Here is a 17124-nt window from a genome sequence, read left to right on the forward strand (position 1 = left end):
GACGTCATGCCTCCTTGGCGGTTCGGGTGACGGCGGGGTGGAGCGGGGCGGTGGCCGGGACGCCGGCCGGGCGGAGGTTCGCGAACTCCTTGCGGAGGACGGGGACGACCTCCTCGCCGAGGATGTCGAGCTGCTCCAGGACCGTCTTCAGCGGCAGTCCGGCGTGGTCGACGAGGAAGAGCTGGCGCTGGTAGTCGCCGACGTAGTCGCGGAAGGAGAGGGTGCGCTCGATGACCTCCTGCGGGGAGCCGACGGTCAGCGGGGTCTGGCTGCTGAACTCCTCCAGGGAGGGTCCGTGGCCGTAGACCGGAGCGTTGTCGAAGTAGGGGCGGAACTCCCGTACCGCGTCCTGCGAGTTCTTCCGCACGAAGACCTGGCCGCCGAGGCCGACGATGGCCTGTTCCTCGGTGCCGTGGCCGTAGTGCGCGTACCGCTGGCGGTAGAGGCGGACCATCTTCTCGGTGTGCTGCTTGGGCCAGAAGATGTGGTTGGCGAAGAACCCGTCGCCGTAGTACGCGGCCTGCTCGGCGATCTCGGGGGAGCGGATGGAGCCGTGCCAGACGAACGGCGGGACGCCGTCGAGCGGGCGTGGGGTGGACGTGAAGCCCTGGAGGGCGGTGCGGAACTTCCCCTCCCAGTCGACCACGTCCTCCCTCCACAGCTTGTGGAGGAGCGCGTAGTTCTCGATGGCGAGCGGTATGCCCTGGCGGATGTCCTGCCCGAACCACGGGTAGACCGGGCCGGTGTTGCCGCGGCCCATCATCAGGTCCACGCGGCCGTCGGCGAGGTGCTGGAGCGTCGCGTAGTCCTCGGCGATCTTCACCGGGTCGTTGGTGGTGATGAGGGTCGTGGACGTGGAGAGGACCAGGTTCTCGGTGCGGGCCGCGATGTGGCCGAGCAGGGTCGTCGGGGAGGACGGGACGAACGGCGGGTTGTGGTGCTCGCCGGTCGCGAAGACGTCGAGCCCGACCTCCTCGGCCTTGAGCGCGATGGCGACCGTGTTCTTGATGCGCTCGTGCTCGCTGGGGGTGCGGCCGGTGGTGGGGTCGGTCGTCACGTCGCCGACGGTGAAGATCCCGAACTGCATCGTGGTCACCTCTCGCGCTTCCTGTGCTCGGTAATGGTTGAATCTTAAACCGTCATGGTCAACCGTGTCACCCGTTCTCCTATTCCGCCCCCCGTACCCTGGTCGTCATGACCGAGAAGGCGCACGACGACGAGAACTGGAAGGAGCGGGGCGTGATGCTCCGCGTCTTCGTCTACGTCTTCGCGACCCACGCCTTCGCCGGCTTCGTCTGGCTCCTCTTCTACGTGGGGCAGAACGCCCGGAAGTGACGCCCGGAAGCGAGGGCCGCCACCGACCCGGAAGCGAGGGTCGTCGCGTACTCCGGAGTGAGGGCCGCCACGTGCCGCCCACCCTCGACCCTCACGTAGAGTCGCCGACGTGAACGGTGCGATATCGGTCGTCGGAATCGGCGCGGACGGCTGGGACGGGCTCCCCGAGAACTCCCGCCGCGCCCTGCGCGCCGCCGAGGTGATCATCGGCGGCCCCCGCCAGCTCGGCCTCCTCCCCGCCGACGACTGCCCCGGTTCGCGCGTGGCCTGGCCGTCCCCGCTCCGCCCCGCCGTCCCCGGACTGCTCGCCGAGCACACCGCCGCCGGGCGCCGGATCGCCGTCCTCGCCAGCGGGGACCCCTCCTTCTACGGGATCGCCCGGACCCTCGCCGAGGCCGCCGGGGACCGGCGGCTCGACGTCCACCCGCACCCGTCCTCCGTCTCGTACGCCTGCGCCCGGCTCGGCTGGCCGCTGGAGGCCGTCGAGACGCTCTCGCTCGTTGCCAGACCCCTCGACGCGCTCCGCGCCGCCCTCCACCCCGGGCGCCGGCTCCTCCTCCTCGGCGAGGGCCCCGAGACCCCCGCGCGGGTCGCGGCGCTGCTCCGCGAGGCCGGCTGGGGCGGGACCCGGATCCGGGTCCTGGAACAGCTCGGCGGACCCGCCGAACGGCTCCTCGACGGCACCGCCGCCGACTGGCCGCACGCCCGCGCCGACGCCCTCCACGTCCTCGCCCTCGACTGCGTCCGCGACCCCGGCACGCTCCGGCTGGGCGCCACGCCGGGCCTGCCCGACGAGGCGTACGAGCACGACGGGCAGCTCACCAAGCGGTACGTCCGCGCCGCCACGCTCGCCGCCCTCGCCCCCGCCCCCGGGGAGCTGCTCTGGGACGTCGGCGGCGGCTCCGGCTCCATCGGCATCGAGTGGATGCGGGCCCACCGCGACTGCCGGGCGATCGCCGTCGAGCGCTCGCCCGAACGGGCGGCCCGCATCACCCGCAACGCCGCCGCCCTCGGCGTACCGGCCCTCCGCGTGGTCACCGGCCCGGCGCCCGACGCGCTCGCCGGCCTGCCCGCCCCGCACGCCGTCTTCATCGGCGGCGGTCTCACCGTCCCCGGCCTGCTCGACGCCTGCTGGGACGCGCTCCCCGCCGGCGGCCGGCTCGTCGCCAACACCGTGACGCTCGAATCAGAGGCGCTGCTCGCCGACCGTCACCGCCGGCACGGCGGCGAACTGGTCCGGCTCGCGGTCTCCACCGCCGTCCCCGTCGGCGGCTTCACCGGCTGGCGCACGGCGATGCCCGTCACGCAATGGTCCGTAACGAAGGGTTCTCCAGAGGCATGACCGTCTACTTCATCGGCGCGGGCCCCGGCGCCGCCGACCTCATCACCGTGCGCGGCGCCCGTACCCTCGCGGCCTGCGGGGTCTGCCTCTACGCGGGCTCCCTCGTCCCCCGCGAACTGCTCGCCGAGTGCCCGCCGGACGCGAAGCTCGTCGACACCGCGAAGATGCACCTGGACGAGATCGTCGCCGAGATCGCCGCCGCGCACGAGGCCGGACAGGACGTGGCCCGGCTGCACTCCGGCGACCCGTCCGTCTTCAGCGCCATGGCCGAGCAGATGCGCCGGCTCGACGCGGCCGGCATCCCGTACGAGGTCGTGCCCGGCGTCCCGGCCTTCGCCGCCGCCGCGGCCGCCCTCAAGCGCGAGCTGACCGTCCCCACCGTCGGCCAGACGGTCATCCTCACCCGCATCGCCCAGCAGGCCACCCCCATGCCGGAGGGCGAGGACCTCGCCACCCTCGGCCGGAGCGGCGCCCTGCTCGTCCTGCACCTCGGCGCCCGCTACACCGACCGGATCGTCTCCGAGCTGATCCCCCACTACGGCGCCGACTGCCCGGCCGCCGTCGTCGCCATGGCCAGCCGCCCCGACGAGCTCGTCCTGCGCGGCACCCTCGCCGACATCGCCGACCAGGTGCGGGAGGCCGGCATCACCAAGACGGCCGTCATCATCGTCGGCCGCACCCTCGCCGCCTCCGAGTTCCGCGACAGCCACCTCTACGACCCGGCCCGGGACCGCCACACCTGCTGACGGCCCCGCCGCGGCCCCTCGCCTCAGGCGTTGGGCCGCTTGCCGTGGTTGGCCTTCTTCTTCTTGCGGGCCCGCTTCTTGTTGCCGCGCTTGGCCATGGGGTTCCTCCTCGCTGGTGGGGACTCCTGCGCTGTCGAGCCTAGGTTCGGGGCCCGGGAGCCGCATCCGGGGCGGAAGCGCCGCGTGTTTCCCCCGGGACGGCCGGGCGTGGGGATAATCGGGTATGGCACAACAGACGACCGTCTCCGAGCTTCGGCGCGAGCGGTTCGCACGGCGGCTTCCCGCCGACCTCTCCGCGCTGCGCGGCCCCGGGCACGGGTCGGTGCGGCTGCCGCTGCACCTGGCGTGGTCGGGGCTGACGGAGTACGACCTCGACCGCCCCCGGCTGCGGATGAGCTGCTACCGCACCGTACTGGCCGAAGGCGGCCGCGACGACCTCGTCCGGCACCTCAACCGGGACCTGCTCGTCGAGATGTGGCCCGTGCTGCGCACCCTCGTCAGCAAGGACCTGAGGGTGGTCTGGGAGGACGCCTTCCGCGAACTGGCGCCGGTGCCGGTGGCCGGGCGGGCCGGGTGAACCTCACCGGTCTCCACCGCCGTCTGCTCGACGACGTGCTGCGGGCGGGCACCGAGTACCCGCTCGTCCTGACCGGCGGCTACGCGGTCCAGGCGCACGGCCTGGTGGACCGGCTGAGCCGGGACCTCGACGTCGCCACCGAGAACCCCCGGCCGATGGCGGAGATCGTCGCCCACCTGCGGACCGAACTGGAGGGGCTGGGGTGGCGGGTCCGGACGCTGGAGACCGACCCGCTCTCCGCCCGTCTGATCGTCACCGACCCCGGCACCGGCGAGAGCTGTGAGGTGGACGTCCTCAAGGAGGTCCTGTGCGGCCCTCCCGAACGACGGGAGTTCGGGCTGCTGCTCTCCCTGCGGGACGTGGTCGGCACGAAGGTGCGCGCCCTCGCGGACCGGGGCATGGCCCGTGACCTCGTCGACGTCCGGGCGGCGGCGGACCGCTGGAGCGCGGAGGAACTGGAGGAGCTGGGCCGCCGGCACGCGCGGGACGGCTTCGACCTGGAGGAGCTCCGGGCGAAGCTCGCCGGAGCGGAGTGGATCGACGACGACGAGTTCACCGCGCACGGCCTCGACGACGACCGGATCCTGGAGCTGCGCGGCTGGGCCCAGCGGTGGGCCGACGACATCGGGGAGCGCCTCCTCGAAGGCACGGACCCCGCGGACGACCTCTAAAGGGTGTTGCAAAATGCCCAGAACTGAGCCTTCTGCAACACCCTTTAGACGTCGGCGGGACGTCGATCACGCGCGTGGTCGACGCCGCTCCGGTCACGCGCCCGGGCCCGCCGGCTCCGAGCGGCCGACGATGGTGCCCGCGCGGTCGATGGCGATGACGTCCACCGCGACCGGGGCGCCCCGGAGGACGGACAGGGCCTCGTCGCGGGCGCGGGCGGCCACCAGGTCGCCGAGGGGGACGCCGGCCGCCTCGCAGAGGCGGAGCGCCTCCAGGCCCGTGTTGGCGGCCGTGATCTCCGTCGCCAGGGACGGGCTCGCGCCGCCCGCGCGGGCCAGGTCGGCGAGGAAGCCCTTGTCGACCTGGGAGCGGGCCGAGTGGAGGTCCAGGTGGCCGGCCGCGAGCTTGGAGAGCTTCGCGAAGCCGCCGCAGATCGTGAGGCGGTCGACGGGGTGGCGGCGGACGTACTTCAGGACGGCGCCGGCGAAGTCGCCCATGTCGAGGAGGGCGATCTCCGGGAGGTCGTAGAGCTCCGTGACCGTGCGTTCGGAGGTGGAGCCCGTGCAGCCGGCGACGTGGGTGAGGCCGCCCGCGCGGGCCACGTCCACGCCGCGGCGGATGGAGTCGATCCAGGCCGAGCACGAGTAGGGGACGACGACGCCGGTCGTGCCGAGGATCGACAGGCCGCCGAGGATGCCGATGCGCGGGTTCCAGGTGGAGCGGGCGATCTCGGCGCCGTCGTCGACGGAGATCGTGATCTCGACGTCCCCGGTGGCGCCGTGGGCCGCCGCCACCCGCGCCACGTGCTCGCGCATCAGCTGTCTGGGGACCGGGTTGATGGCCGGTTCGCCGACCTCCAGGGGGAGACCGGGGAGGGTGACCGTGCCGACGCCCTCGCCGGCGCGGAAGACGACGCCGGAACCCGGCGGCAGGAGCCGTACCGTCGAGCGGACCACCGCGCCGTGCGTGACGTCCGGGTCGTCGCCCGCGTCCTTCACCACCGCCGCCATCGCCGCGTCCCCGGTCAGCGACTCCGCCGTCAGGGCGAACGACGGCGTCTGGCCCTTGGGCAGGGTGATCGTCACCGGGTCCGGGAAGCCGCCGGTGAGCAGGGCGGTGTACGCGGCCGTCGTCGCGGCCGTCGCACACGCGCCGGTCGTCCAGCCGGGCCGCAGACCGGTGTGCTTGAGTTGGGCCTCGCGCCCGCCGCCGGTACTCACGAAGAGGCTCCTATGCACGTACTCATTCTCGGAGGGACGACCGAGGCCCGCGTCCTGGCCGGGCTGCTGCATCCCCGTACGAGGGTGACCAGCTCCCTCGCCGGGCGGGTGGCGGCGCCCCGGCTGCCGGTCGGCGAGGTGCGGATCGGCGGGTTCGGCGGTGCCGAGGGGCTCGCGGCATGGGTGCGGGAACACGCCGTGGACGCGGTCATCGACGCCACCCATCCCTTCGCCGAGCGGATCAGCTTCCACGCGGCCCGGGCGGCCGCCACCGCCCATGTTCCCCTGCTGGCGCTGCGCCGCCCCGGGTGGGTCCCGGGGGAGGGGGACGACTGGCGCGACGTGGCGTCCCTGGAGGAGGCGGCCCTCTCCCTCGGCGGCTTCGGGAGGGTGTTCCTCACCACCGGGCGGATGGGGCTCGCCGCCTTCGCGGACCGCCCCGAGTGGTTCCTCGTGCGATCGGTGGACGCGCCGGACGCGCCGATGCCCGCGCGCGCCGAAGTCCTGCTCGACCGGGGCCCGTTCGGTCTCGAAGGCGAGCGGGAGCTGATGGCCCGCCACCGCATCGACGTGCTCGTGACGAAGGACTCCGGCGGCGCCGCCACCGCGCCCAAGCTCACCGCCGCCCGCGAGGCGGGGATCCCGGTCGTCGTCGTCCGCCGCCCGCCCGTCCCGGAGGGCGTGCCGACGGCGGCGACCCCGGAGGCGGCGGCGGCCTGGGCGGGCGAGCGGCACCGGGGATAGCCCCCGCGCGACAGACGCCCCGGCCCGGCGTTCAATGGAAGGCGTGGCTACCGTTCGCTGGCTTGTCGCGACGGGGCTGGCGGCGCTCCTGGGCGCCACCGCGCTCGGGCCGAGCCCGAGCCCCACCCCGGCCCCCACGCCTCCGCCGAACCAGCCCCCGCCCGAGCTCGACGCCGCCGACGTGCGGCGGGCCGTCGACCGGCTGGACGGGGTGGTGGAGAGCGCCATGAAGCGCACCGGAGTACCGGGCGTGGCCGTCGCCGTCGTCCACGACGGCAAGGTGCTGCACCTCAAGGGGTACGGGGTGCGGAAGGCGGGCGAGGACGCCGCGGTCGACGCCGACACCGTCTTCCAGCTGGCGTCCGTCTCGAAGCCGATCGCCTCGACCGTCGTCTCCGGCGCCGTCGGCGTCGACGGCTGGTCGAAGCCGGTCGCGCCGCACGTCCCGGACTTCGCCCTCAAGGACCCCTGGGTGACCTCGCACGTGACCGTCGCGGACCTGTTCTCGCACCGCAGCGGCCTGCCGGACCACGCCGGCGACCTGCTCGAAGACCTCGGCTACGACCGGGAGTACATCCTGTCCCACCTGCGGTACGAGCCCCTGGCGCCGTTCCGCGCGAGCTACGCCTACACCAACTTCGGGCTGACGGCGGCCGCGCAGGCCGTCGCCGACGAGGAGGGCGTGCCGTGGGAGAAGCTCGCCGAGGACGTCCTCTACGAGCCGGCCGGCATGGACGCGACCAGCTCGCGCTTCGAGGACTTCGAGAAGGCGGACGACCGGGCCTGGGGCCACGTGAAGACCGGCGGCGAGTGGAAGCCGGAGTTCGTCCGCGACCCCGACGCCCAGTCACCGGCCGGCGGGGTCAGCTCCACCGCCCGCGACATGGCGGTCTGGCTCCGCCTCCAGCTCGCGAACGGCGAACTCGACGGCAGGCGGATCGTCGACGCCGAGGCCCTGGAACGCACCCACTGGCCCGAGACCGTCTCCTCCCCGCCCCGCGCCCCCGCCGCCCGCACCGGCTTCTACGGCCTGGGCTGGAACGTGAGTTACGACGACGCCGGCCGGCTCCGCCTCTCCCACACGGGAGCCTTCGCGGAGGGCGCGCACACCAACGTGACGATGCTGCCCGGCGAGAGCCTCGGCATCGTCGTCCTCACCAACACCTCGCCGGTCGGCGTCGCCGACGCCGTCGCCCTCGACTTCTTCGACATCGCGGAGACCGGGAAGGTCAGCCGCGACTGGATCCCGCTGGTCGACGCGGTCTACCAGCAGCAGGCGGAGGAGGGCCGGTCGGACACCGACTACGCCCACCCGCCGTCCGGCGCCGCGCCCGCGAAGGACGCGGACGCGTACACCGGCACGTACCGCAGCGACTACTACGGGCGGGCGGAGGTCGTCGCCGGCGAGGACGGCGCCCTGACCCTCCGTCTGGGCCCCGAACCGCAGTCGTACCGCCTGACCCACTACGACGGCGACGTGTTCGACTTCGAGACCCGCGGCGAGAACGCCGTCGGCCGCACCGGGGTCACCTTCGCCCCGGACGGGAAGTCCTTCACCGTCGAGTACCTGGACGGCGAAGGACTCGGGACCTTCACCCGCGCGTAGCCGCGCCCGTCACCCGTAGCGCCGCGGCGTCCACGCGATCGTCCGCCCGTCGCCCCGCTCGACCGCCCGGGTCTGGGAGGAGCCGACGAGGAGGAGGGTGCGCATGTCGACCTCGGAGGGGTCCAGGGTCTTCAGGGTGAGGACGCGGACCGACTGCTCCGGGCCGCCGACGTCACGGGCGACGACGACCGGGGTCTCGGGGGCGCGGAGCTCCAGGAGGAGGTCGCGGGCGGCGGCGACCTGGTGGGTGCGGGACTTCGAGCCGGGGTTGTAGAGGGCGAGGACGAGGTCGGCCTCGGCGGCGGCGCGGAGGCGGGCCGCGATGACGTCCCAGGGCTTGAGGCGGTCGGAGAGGGAGATCGTCGCGTAGTCGTGGCCGAGGGGGGCGCCCGCGGCGGCGGCGGCCGCGTTGGCGGCGGTCACCCCCGGGAGGACCCGTACGGGGACGTCCGCGTACTCCGGCTCGCAGGCGACCTCCAGGACGGCCGTCGCCATGGCGAAGACACCGGGGTCGCCGCCGGAGACGACCGCGACCCGGTGGCCGCGGCGGGCCAGGTCGAGGGCGAACTCGGCGCGCTCGGACTCGACCTTGTTGTCGGAGCCGTGCCGGATCTGGCCGGGGCGCAGGACCGGGACCCGGTCGAGGTAGGTGGTGTAGCCGACGAGCACGTCGGCGTTGACGAGCGCGCCGCGCGATTCGGGGGTCAGCCAGGGGGCGCCGGCGGGACCGGTGCCGACGACGGTGACCTCGCCCCGTTCCCGTACGGGATTCTCCCGGTCGACCCGGGAGGGCAGGACGGCGACCGAGAAGTACGGGACCGTCGACGGGTCCACGTCCGCCAGGTGCTCCGTCCGCTCGCCCGCCATGAACGCCCGCTCCACGTAGCGGGCGTCCTCCAGCCGGCCGGCCCGCTCCAGGGCGCGCCGCACGGCCGGGAAGGTGCGGCCGAGCTTCATGACGACCGCGGAGTCGGTGCCGGCCAGGCGGGCCGCGAGCTCGTCCTCGGGCAGGGTGCCGGGGATGATCGTCAGGACCTCCTCGGCCTCGCACAGCGGCTCGCCGAGCCGGGCGGCGGCGGCGCTGACGGAGGTGACGCCGGGGATGACGGTGGTGTCGTACCGGTCCGCGAGCCGCTTGTGCATGTGCTGGTAGGAGCCGTAGAAGAGCGGGTCGCCCTCGGCGAGGACGGCCACCGTGCGGCCCGCGTCGAGGTGGGCGGCGAGCCGGGCCGCGGCCTCCTCGTAGAAGTCGTCGAGGGCGCCGCGGTAGCCGCCGGGGTGGTCGGTCGTCTCCACGGTGAGCGGGTACATCAGCCGCTCCTCGACGTGGTCCTCGCGCAGGTGCCCGGCGGCGATGGAGCGGGCTATCGAGCGGCCGTGGCGGGCCGAGTGGTAGGCGATGACGTCGGCCTCGGCGATCGCCTTCACGGCGGCGAGGGTGAGCAGGTCCGGGTCGCCGGGGCCGAGGCCGACCCCGTACAGCTTGCCCTTCACGTGGCCCTTCACATCGGTCACTGCTGGATCTCCGGTTCGTGCGCGAGGGCGTTGAGGGCGGCGGCGGTGATGGCACTGCCGCCGCGCCGGCCACGGACCACGAGGTAGTCGAGGCCGAGGTCGTTGGCGGCGAGGGCGTCCTTGGACTCGGCGGCGCCGATGAACCCGACGGGGACGCCGAGGACGGCGGCGGGCTTCGGCGCGCCCTTCGCGATCATCTCCAGGAGGTGGAAGAGGGCGGTGGGGGCGTTGCCGATGGCGACGACGGAGCCTTCGAGGCGGTCCCGCCACAGTTCGAGGGCGGCGGCGGAGCGGGTGGTGCCGAGCTCGGCGGCGAGGGCGGGCACGGCCGGGTCGGAGAGCGCGCAGAGCACCTCGTTGTCGGCGGGCAGCCGCTTGCGGGTGACGCCGGAGGCGACCATCTGCGCGTCGCAGAGGATGGGGGCGCCGGCCTGGAGCGCGGCGCGGGCGCTCGCGACGACCCCGGGGGAGTACGCGATGTCCCGGACGAGGTCGGTCATGCCGCAGGCGTGGATCATGCGGACGGCGACCGTGGCGAGGTCGGCGGGCAGGGCGCCGAGGTCCGCCTCGGCGCGGATCGTGGCGAAGGAGCGGCGGTAGATCTCGGCGCCGTCTTTCTCGTACTCGTACATCCTCAGCTCTCCATCGATCTCTTGCGGGCCGCCGCGACGGCCTCGGCCAGGGCGGTACGGGGGACGGGGGCGCCGTCCAGCAGATAGGTGTCGGAGTCCCGGGCGGTGACCTCGATCCGGGTGCCGTGCGGATGCCCGCAGCGGCGCTCGCAGCCGGAGTAGTGCACGGGCAGCGGCCCGCCGGGCGCGCGGGCCGCGTCGGCGCGGACGTCGGCGAGGGACTTGGCGCAGCCCGGGGTCCCGGTGCAGGCGGTGACGCCGGCGCCGGGGTCGGCGGGGTCGGTGATCAGCCCGTGGGCGGCGAGCGCGGGGAGATCCGGGAGCCGGTCCCCGGGCGCTCCCACGACGACCACCCCGCGCCACGGGGTGAGGCGCGCTTCCGCCGCGCCCTCGCCGAGCGCCCGCAGCTGGGCGGCGGTCAGCCGGCCGAGGGGGGCGAGGACGTGCAGGGCGTGGTCGCCGAGCGGGCCGGGTGCGGGCGGCGGCGCCGACGGGTGGGGGAGGGAGGGTACGGGCTCCGCGGTGATCGCCGCGCGGGCCAGGGCGCCGGCCCACTCCGGGAGGTGCTCGGGCGGGAGCTCGCGCGGGCGCCACGCGCCGGTCCCGGCGGCCTCGGCGGCGTCGAGGAAGGCGAGGGCGCAGGCGAGGGCGGCGGGGACGGCGTCGGCGGCGGGCAGCCGGAAGGTCCGGGAGCCGGCCCGCAGGAGCGCGGTGCCGTCCGGTGCTGCGATCAAGGTCACATCGCCGCCGAGTCCGGCGACGTCGCCGCGGCCGTCGTCGAGGACGAAGAGGAAGCGGCCGGAGAGGGCCGCCGCGCGGGGCTCCGCGCAGAGGGCGGAGTCCAGTGCCCGGGCCCACAACTGCACGTCGGCGTGGCCGAGTCCGTCGAGTCCGGCGGCCGGGGAGGCGACGATGTTGCGGACCCGCTCGTGGGTGGGGGAGGGCAGCAGGCCGGCGTCGGCGAGGAGCGCGGCGAGCCGGGCGCCGCAGTCGTCGCCCAGGCCGCGCAGCTCGGCGTTGCCGCGCGAGGTGACGGAGAGGCTGCCGTCGCCGAGGGTCTCGGCGGCGTCGGCCAGGACCACGATCTGACGAGCTGTCACCCTGCCTGCGGGGAGGCGGAGTCGGGCGAGGAACCCGTCGGCGGCGGCGTGCAGCCGGAGCGCCCCCGGGCACGCGTCGCCACGGTCCCTTATCGGAGCTTCGCCCGGTTCGGGCGGTGTGGTCGGGGTCGGCGGCATGGCGGCGAGCATACCCACGGGGAACCGGGCGGCCACCGAGTGTGATCCGGCCGACTCTCCCGCCCCCTCCGGCCCGCCGACGGCACGCTCTACTATGCAGATCGGCATGGGGTCCCAGGACCCCGGGGAGGAAGCCCGGTGAGAATCCGGCGCGGTCCCGCCACTGTGAGCCCGTACCAGCGATGGCACGGGTGAGTCAGGAACTCCCGCCGTCCATACGACCACCCGGGGCGCGGACAACCCCGAGGAAGGGCCTGAGCCTCGCCATGCTCCTGCTGCTGTCGCACTCCGACACCGACCTGCTCAGCGCCCGCGCGGCCCACGCCGCCGCGCCCGAAGGCCCGGTCGCGTACCGCTTCGCCAACCCCTCCCGGCTCCCGCTCGCCGACCTCCCGGGCCTCCTCGACGGCGCCGAGCTCGTCGTCGTCCGCCTCCTCGGCGGCGTCCGCTCCTGGCAGGAAGGGCTCGACGCGGTCCTCGCCACGGGCAAGCCGGTCGTCGTCCTCAGCGGCGAACAGGCCCCCGACGCCCAGCTGATGGCCGCCTCCACCGTGCCGATCGGCGTCGCCACCGAGGCGCACGCCTACCTCGCCCACGGCGGCCCCGCCAACCTGGCGCAGCTGGCCCGCTTCCTCTCCGACACCGTGCTGCTCACCGGCCACGGCTTCGAGGCCCCGGCCGCCGCCCCCACCTGGGGCCCGCTGGAGCGGACCGCCCGCCCCACCGACGGCCCGACGGTCGCCGTGCTCTACTACCGCGCCCACCACATGAGCGGGAACACCGCCTTCGTCGGCGCCCTCTGCGACGCGATCGAGGACGCCGGGGCCCGCGCCCTCCCGCTGTACGTGGCCTCGCTGCGCGCCCCCGAGGAGGAGCTGCTCGCCGTCCTGCGGGGGGCCGACGCGATCGTCACCACCGTCCTCGCCGCCGGCGGCACCAAGCCGGCCGCCGCGCAGGCCGGCGGCGACGAGGAGGCCTGGGACGCGGGCGCGCTCGCCGCGCTCGACGTGCCCGTCCTCCAGGCGCTCTGCCTGACCGGCTCGCGCTCCGCCTGGGAGGAGAACGACGAGGGCCTGTCGCCGCTGGACGCGGCCAGCCAGGTCGCCGTCCCCGAGTTCGACGGGCGGCTCATCACCGTCCCGTTCTCCTTCAAGGAGATCGACCCCGACGGGCTGCCCGCCTACGTCGCCGACGCCGAGCGCGCCGCCCGCGTCGCCGGCATCGCCGTCCGGCACGCCCGCCTGCGGCACATCCCGAACGCCGAGAAGAAGCTGGCGCTCGTCCTCTCCGCGTACCCGACGAAGCACTCCCGCATCGGCAACGCCGTCGGCCTCGACACCCCCGCCTCCGCCGTCTCCCTGCTGCGCCGCCTCATCGCCGAGGGATACGACTTCGGCCCGGAGGCGGACCTCCCCGGTCTGGTCTCCGGCGACGGCGACGAGCTGATCTACGCCCTCATCGAGGCCGGCGGCCACGACCAGGACTGGCTCACCGAGGAGCAGCTGGCGAAGAACCCGGTCCGCATCCCGGCCGCCGACTACAAGCGCTGGTACGCGACCCTGCCCGAGGAACTGCGCACCCACGTCGAGGAGCACTGGGGCCCGGCGCCCGGCGAGATGTTCCTCGACCGCTCCCGCAACCCGGAGGGCGACATCGTCCTCGCCGCGCTGCGCCGCGGGAACCTCCTGGTCCTCATCCAGCCGCCGCGCGGCTTCGGCGAGAACCCGATCGCGATCTACCACGACCCCGACCTCCCGCCGTCCCACCACTACCTGGCCGCCTACCGCTGGATCGCCGCCCGCGCCGAGGACGGCGGCTTCGGCGCCGACGCCATGGTCCACCTGGGCAAGCACGGCAACCTGGAGTGGCTGCCCGGCAAGAACGCCGGCCTCTCCGCCGCCTGCGGCCCGGACGCGGCCCTCGGCGACCTGCCGCTCGTCTACCCCTTCCTCGTCAACGACCCGGGCGAGGGCACCCAGGCCAAGCGCCGCGTCCACGCCACCCTGGTCGACCACCTCGTGCCGCCGATGGCCCGCGCCGACTCCTACGGCGACATCGCGCGCCTGGAGCAGCTGCTCGACGAGTACGCGCAGATCTCCTCCATGGACCCGGCGAAGCTGCCCGCGATCCGCGCCCAGATCTGGACCCTGATCCAGGCCGCCCGGCTCGACCACGACCTCGGTCTCCAGGAGCGCCCGGAGGACGACGGCTTCGACGACTTCCTGCTCCACGTCGACGGCTGGCTGTGCGAGGTCAAGGACGCCCAGATCCGCGACGGCCTGCACGTCCTCGGCGGCGCCCCGGAGGGCGAGGCCCGGGTCAACCTGGTCCTCTCCATCCTCCGCGCCCGCCAGATCTGGGGCGGCACGCAGGCGCTGCCCGGTCTGCGCGAGGCGCTCGGCCTGGACGAGTCCGCCGCGACCCGGACCACCGCCGACGAGGCGGAGGCGAAGGCCCGCGAGCTGGTCGAGGCGATGGAGGCCGCCGACTGGTCCGTGGACGCGGTCCCGGCGGTCGCGGCCGCGTACGGCCCCGAGGTCCAGGCCGTGCTCCGCTTCGCCTGCGAGCAGGTCGTGCCGCGCCTCGCCGCCACCACCGACGAGCTCGCCCACGCGGTGCACGCCCTGAACGGCGGCTTCGTGCCCGCCGGCCCGTCCGGTTCCCCGCTCCGCGGCCTGGTCAACGTGCTGCCGACCGGCCGGAACTTCTACTCCGTCGACCCCAAGGCCGTGCCGTCCCGGCTCGCCTGGGAGACCGGCCAGGCGCTCGCCGACTCCCTCCTGGAGCGGTACCGCGCCGACAACGGCGAGTGGCCGACCTCCGTCGGCCTCTCCCTGTGGGGGACGAGCGCGATGCGCACCGCCGGCGACGACGTCGCCGAGGCGCTGGCCCTGCTCGGCGTCCGCCCGCTGTGGGACGAGGCCTCGCGCCGCGTCAACGGCCTGGAGCCGATCCCGCTCGCCGAGCTCGGCCGCCCCCGCGTCGACGTCACGCTGCGCATCTCCGGCTTCTTCCGGGACGCGTTCCCGCACGTCATCGGCCTCCTCGACGACGCCGTCCGGCTGGTGGCGGGGCTCGACGAGCCCGCCGACGCCAACTACGTCCGCGCCCACGCCCAGGCCGACCTCGCCGAGCACGGCGACGAACGCCGCGCCACCACCCGCATCTTCGGCTCCCGCCCCGGCACCTACGGCGCGGGCATCCTCCAGCTGATCGACTCGCGGGACTGGCGGACCGACGCCGACCTCGCCGAGGTGTACACGGTGTGGGGCGGGTACGCGTACGGGCGCGGGCTCGAAGGACGCCCGGCGCGCGCCGAGATGGAGACCGCGTACAAGCGGATCGCGGTGGCGGCGAAGAACACCGACACCCGCGAGCACGACATCGCCGACTCGGACGACTACTTCCAGTACCACGGCGGCATGGTGGCCACCGTCCGCGCGCTGCGCGGCACCGCCCCCGAGGCGTACATCGGCGACTCGACCCGGCCGGAGACCGTCCGCACCCGGACGCTGGTGGAGGAGACCTCCCGGGTCTTCCGGGCCCGGGTGGTCAACCCGCGCTGGATCGAGGCGATGCGCCGCCACGGCTACAAGGGCGCCTTCGAGCTGGCCGCGACCGTCGACTACCTCTTCGGCTACGACGCCACGACCGGGGTCGTCGCCGACTGGATGTACGACAAGCTCACCCAGGAGTACGTCCTCGACGAGACCAACCAGGCCTTCCTCAAGGAGGCCAACCCCTGGGCCCTGCACGGCATCGCCGAACGCCTCCTGGAGGCCGAGTCGCGCGGCATGTGGGAGAAGCCGGACCCGGAGACCCTGGCCGCCCTGCGCCAGGTGTTCCTGGAGACGGAGGGCGACCTGGAGGGTTCGGACGACTAGACGGCGACGGGCGGCGACTGGGCGGCGACGAGGGCCGGCGGGAGTTCCAGGCGCCGGCCCCGGAAGCCCGCCCGCAGCCGTCGGTCGTGGCTGACGACCACCAGCGTGCCCCGGTAGGAGGCGAGCGCGGCCTCGATCTCCTCCACGAGCGCCGGCGCGAGGTGGTTGGTCGGTTCGTCGAGGAGGAGCAGGTCGGCCGGGGCGGTCACCAGACGGGCCAGGTCCAGCTTGCGGCGCCCGCCCGTCGACAGCAGTCGGACCGGGGTCGACAGATCCCGGGCCGTGAAGAGCCCGAGGGCGAGCAGTTCGTCCTCGCGGCCCTCTCCGAAGGCCTCGCCCACCGTACGGGGGTCGTGGGGTGAGGCCGTGTCCTGGCGGAGCAGTCCGACCCGGGCGGGCACGGTCACCGTGCCCGCGTCCGGGGCGATCTCGCCCGCCAGGACCCGGAGGAGGGTGGTCTTCCCCGCGCCGTTGGGGCCGGTGACGAGCAGCCGCTCGCCCGGTCCGAGGCGCAGGGCGTCGAGTCGGAGGCGGCCGTCGACGCGTACGCCGGTCAGGCCGACGGAGGCGCCGTCGCCGTCGAACCCCGCCCGGAAGCGGAGTGGTTCGGGCGGCGGCGGCACCGGGTGCTCGGTGAGCCGGGCCAGCCGCTCGCGGGCGGCGCGGATCCTGCTCATCGCCCCGTGCGCCCGTGACCGGGCCCGGAAGGCGCCCGCGCCGCTGAACGCGGCGGGGGCCTTGCGCGGGATGGCGGAGAAGCGGTCGACGGCGCTGTCCGCGAGGGCCCGGTGGCGGGCCAGCTCCTCCTTCCACTCCCCGTACTCTCGTGCCCTGCGGGCCCGTTCGGCGGCGCGGCCGGCGAGGTAGCCGGAGTAGCCGTCGCCGTAGCGGCGCAGCGTGTGCCGGTCCTCGTCGACCTCCAGGACGGCGGTGGCGACCCGGTCGAGGAAGGCGCGGTCGTGGGAGACGGCCACGACCGTGCCCCGGTGGGCGCGCAGCCGCTCCTCCAGCCAGGCCACGGCCTCGTCGTCGAGGTCGTTCGTCGGTTCGTCGAGCAGCAGCAGCTCCGGGTCGGCGGCGAGCACGCCGGCCAGCGCGAGCCGGGCCCGCTGCCCGCCGGAGAGCGTGGCCAGCGGCCGGTGCCGGTCGAGCGGGGTGTTCTGCCCGAGCCGGCGCAGCACGGTCGCGACCCGCCGCTCGGCCCCCTCCCCGCCCCGTGCCTCGTAGGCGGCGAGGAGCGCGGCGTACCGGTCGAGTCCGGCGGGGGTGAGCGCGGCCTCCGCCGCCCGGATCTCCCGCTCCAGCTCCCGGATCTCCGCGAGCGCGTGGTCGACGGCGTCGCCGACGGTCGCGGTGGCGGGGAGGTCGAGGGTCTGGGGGAGATGGCCGAGGCCGCCGGGGGCGTCGACGGCCACGGTGCCGTTGTCGGCGGTTTCGAGGCCGGCGAGCAGCCGGAGCAGGGTGGACTTCCCGGAGCCGTTGTCGCCGACGACGCCGAGGCGTTCGCCGGGACGGACGGTGAGGGAGACGCGGTCGAGGACGGTCCGGTGGTGGACGTGCCGGTCGTCGTAGCGCTTGGTGACCTCGGTGAGCCGGGCACGGAACAAGGGCGGACT

At 74.8% G+C, this 17124-nt stretch carries 15 protein-coding genes and 1 riboswitch; of the genes, 8 read left to right on the plus strand and 7 right to left on the minus strand.

All coding sequences use genetic code 11. The features are described from left to right. Positions 1-4 precede the first annotated feature (4 nt). On the minus strand, positions 5-1087 hold the full coding sequence (locus ACFQ8C_RS15140) for an LLM class flavin-dependent oxidoreductase (RefSeq protein ID WP_383456845.1): 1083 nt from the start codon (positions 1085-1087) through the stop codon (positions 5-7). Between the two features lie 107 nt (positions 1088-1194). On the opposite strand from ACFQ8C_RS15140, the gene ACFQ8C_RS15145 reads away from it, so the two are divergent. The 3 genes from ACFQ8C_RS15145 to cobM all read left to right on the plus strand — a co-directional run bounded on the left by ACFQ8C_RS15145 (position 1195) and on the right by cobM (position 3423). Next, positions 1195-1335, plus strand: coding sequence for a DUF6126 family protein (locus ACFQ8C_RS15145; protein WP_383456765.1), 141 nt, complete (start codon positions 1195-1197; stop codon positions 1333-1335). A gap of 109 nt (positions 1336-1444) precedes the next feature. After that, complete coding sequence (cbiE, locus tag ACFQ8C_RS15150; protein WP_383456768.1) at positions 1445-2677, plus strand: precorrin-6y C5,15-methyltransferase (decarboxylating) subunit CbiE; 1233 nt, start codon at positions 1445-1447, stop codon at positions 2675-2677. Next, a complete protein-coding gene (gene cobM / locus ACFQ8C_RS15155; RefSeq protein WP_383456771.1) occupies positions 2674-3423 on the plus strand; it encodes a precorrin-4 C(11)-methyltransferase in 750 nt (249 codons plus the stop codon). Before cbiE ends, cobM begins: the two co-directional genes overlap by 4 nt. 23 nt (positions 3424-3446) lie before the next feature. Here the strand turns inward: cobM and ACFQ8C_RS15160 are convergent, their stop codons facing one another. Continuing rightward, on the minus strand, positions 3447-3521 hold the full coding sequence (locus ACFQ8C_RS15160; RefSeq protein ID WP_099895366.1) for a 50S ribosomal protein bL37: 75 nt from the start codon (positions 3519-3521) through the stop codon (positions 3447-3449). A 125-nt stretch (positions 3522-3646) separates the two neighbouring features. On the opposite strand from ACFQ8C_RS15160, the gene ACFQ8C_RS15165 reads away from it, so the two are divergent. Continuing rightward, the gene (locus ACFQ8C_RS15165) at positions 3647-4000 is read left to right on the plus strand and encodes a transcriptional regulator (protein WP_383456774.1); all 354 of its coding nucleotides are present in this window, start codon (positions 3647-3649) and stop codon (positions 3998-4000) included. Next, positions 3997-4671, plus strand: a complete 675-nt coding sequence (locus ACFQ8C_RS15170; RefSeq protein WP_383456776.1) for a nucleotidyl transferase AbiEii/AbiGii toxin family protein — start codon at positions 3997-3999, stop codon at positions 4669-4671. Before ACFQ8C_RS15165 ends, ACFQ8C_RS15170 begins: the two co-directional genes overlap by 4 nt. Before the next feature lie 93 nt (positions 4672-4764). Here the strand turns inward: ACFQ8C_RS15170 and ACFQ8C_RS15175 are convergent, their stop codons facing one another. Further along, positions 4765-5889 carry a cobalt-precorrin-5B (C(1))-methyltransferase gene (locus tag ACFQ8C_RS15175; protein ID WP_383456778.1) on the minus strand — a complete coding sequence of 375 codons (1125 nt, stop codon included), beginning with the start codon at positions 5887-5889 and terminating at the stop codon, positions 4765-4767. Positions 5890-5901: 12 nt separating this feature from the next. Here ACFQ8C_RS15175 and ACFQ8C_RS15180 point away from each other — a divergent pair, with 12 nt between their 5' ends. After that, positions 5902-6633: a cobalt-precorrin-6A reductase gene (locus ACFQ8C_RS15180; RefSeq protein WP_383456781.1), complete on the plus strand. Its 732-nt coding sequence runs from the start codon at positions 5902-5904 to the stop codon at positions 6631-6633. Between the two features lie 34 nt (positions 6634-6667). Next, a complete protein-coding gene (locus ACFQ8C_RS15185; protein ID WP_383456784.1) occupies positions 6668-8239 on the plus strand; it encodes a serine hydrolase in 1572 nt (523 codons plus the stop codon). A 9-nt stretch (positions 8240-8248) separates the two neighbouring features. Here ACFQ8C_RS15185 and ACFQ8C_RS15190 read toward each other — a convergent pair whose 3' ends face one another. The 3 genes from ACFQ8C_RS15190 to cobG are packed head-to-tail and all read right to left on the minus strand — an operon-like array spanning position 8249 to position 11624. Then, the gene (locus ACFQ8C_RS15190) at positions 8249-9733 is read right to left on the minus strand and encodes a precorrin-2 C(20)-methyltransferase (RefSeq protein WP_383456847.1); all 1485 of its coding nucleotides are present in this window, start codon (positions 9731-9733) and stop codon (positions 8249-8251) included. A 17-nt stretch (positions 9734-9750) separates the two neighbouring features. Continuing rightward, positions 9751-10386: a precorrin-8X methylmutase gene (locus ACFQ8C_RS15195; protein ID WP_383456787.1), complete on the minus strand. Its 636-nt coding sequence runs from the start codon at positions 10384-10386 to the stop codon at positions 9751-9753. A gap of 2 nt (positions 10387-10388) precedes the next feature. Then, positions 10389-11624: a precorrin-3B synthase gene (cobG, locus tag ACFQ8C_RS15200; RefSeq protein WP_383456790.1), complete on the minus strand. Its 1236-nt coding sequence runs from the start codon at positions 11622-11624 to the stop codon at positions 10389-10391. A gap of 91 nt (positions 11625-11715) precedes the next feature. Next, positions 11716-11852, plus strand: a riboswitch (cobalamin riboswitch). Positions 11853-11890: 38 nt separating this feature from the next. On the opposite strand from cobG, the gene cobN reads away from it, so the two are divergent. Next, on the plus strand, positions 11891-15508 hold the full coding sequence (gene cobN / locus ACFQ8C_RS15205) for a cobaltochelatase subunit CobN (RefSeq protein WP_383456793.1): 3618 nt from the start codon (positions 11891-11893) through the stop codon (positions 15506-15508). On the opposite strand, the gene ACFQ8C_RS15210 is transcribed toward cobN, so the two are convergent. Then, the gene (locus ACFQ8C_RS15210) at positions 15505-17115 is read right to left on the minus strand and encodes an ABC-F family ATP-binding cassette domain-containing protein (RefSeq protein ID WP_383456795.1); all 1611 of its coding nucleotides are present in this window, start codon (positions 17113-17115) and stop codon (positions 15505-15507) included. The genes cobN and ACFQ8C_RS15210 overlap by 4 nt on opposite strands. Between the last annotated feature and the right edge of the window lie 9 nt (positions 17116-17124).

It is taken from the genome of Streptomyces sp. NPDC056503 (genome assembly GCF_042794995.1).
Lineage (GTDB): Bacteria > Actinomycetota > Actinomycetes > Streptomycetales > Streptomycetaceae > Streptomyces.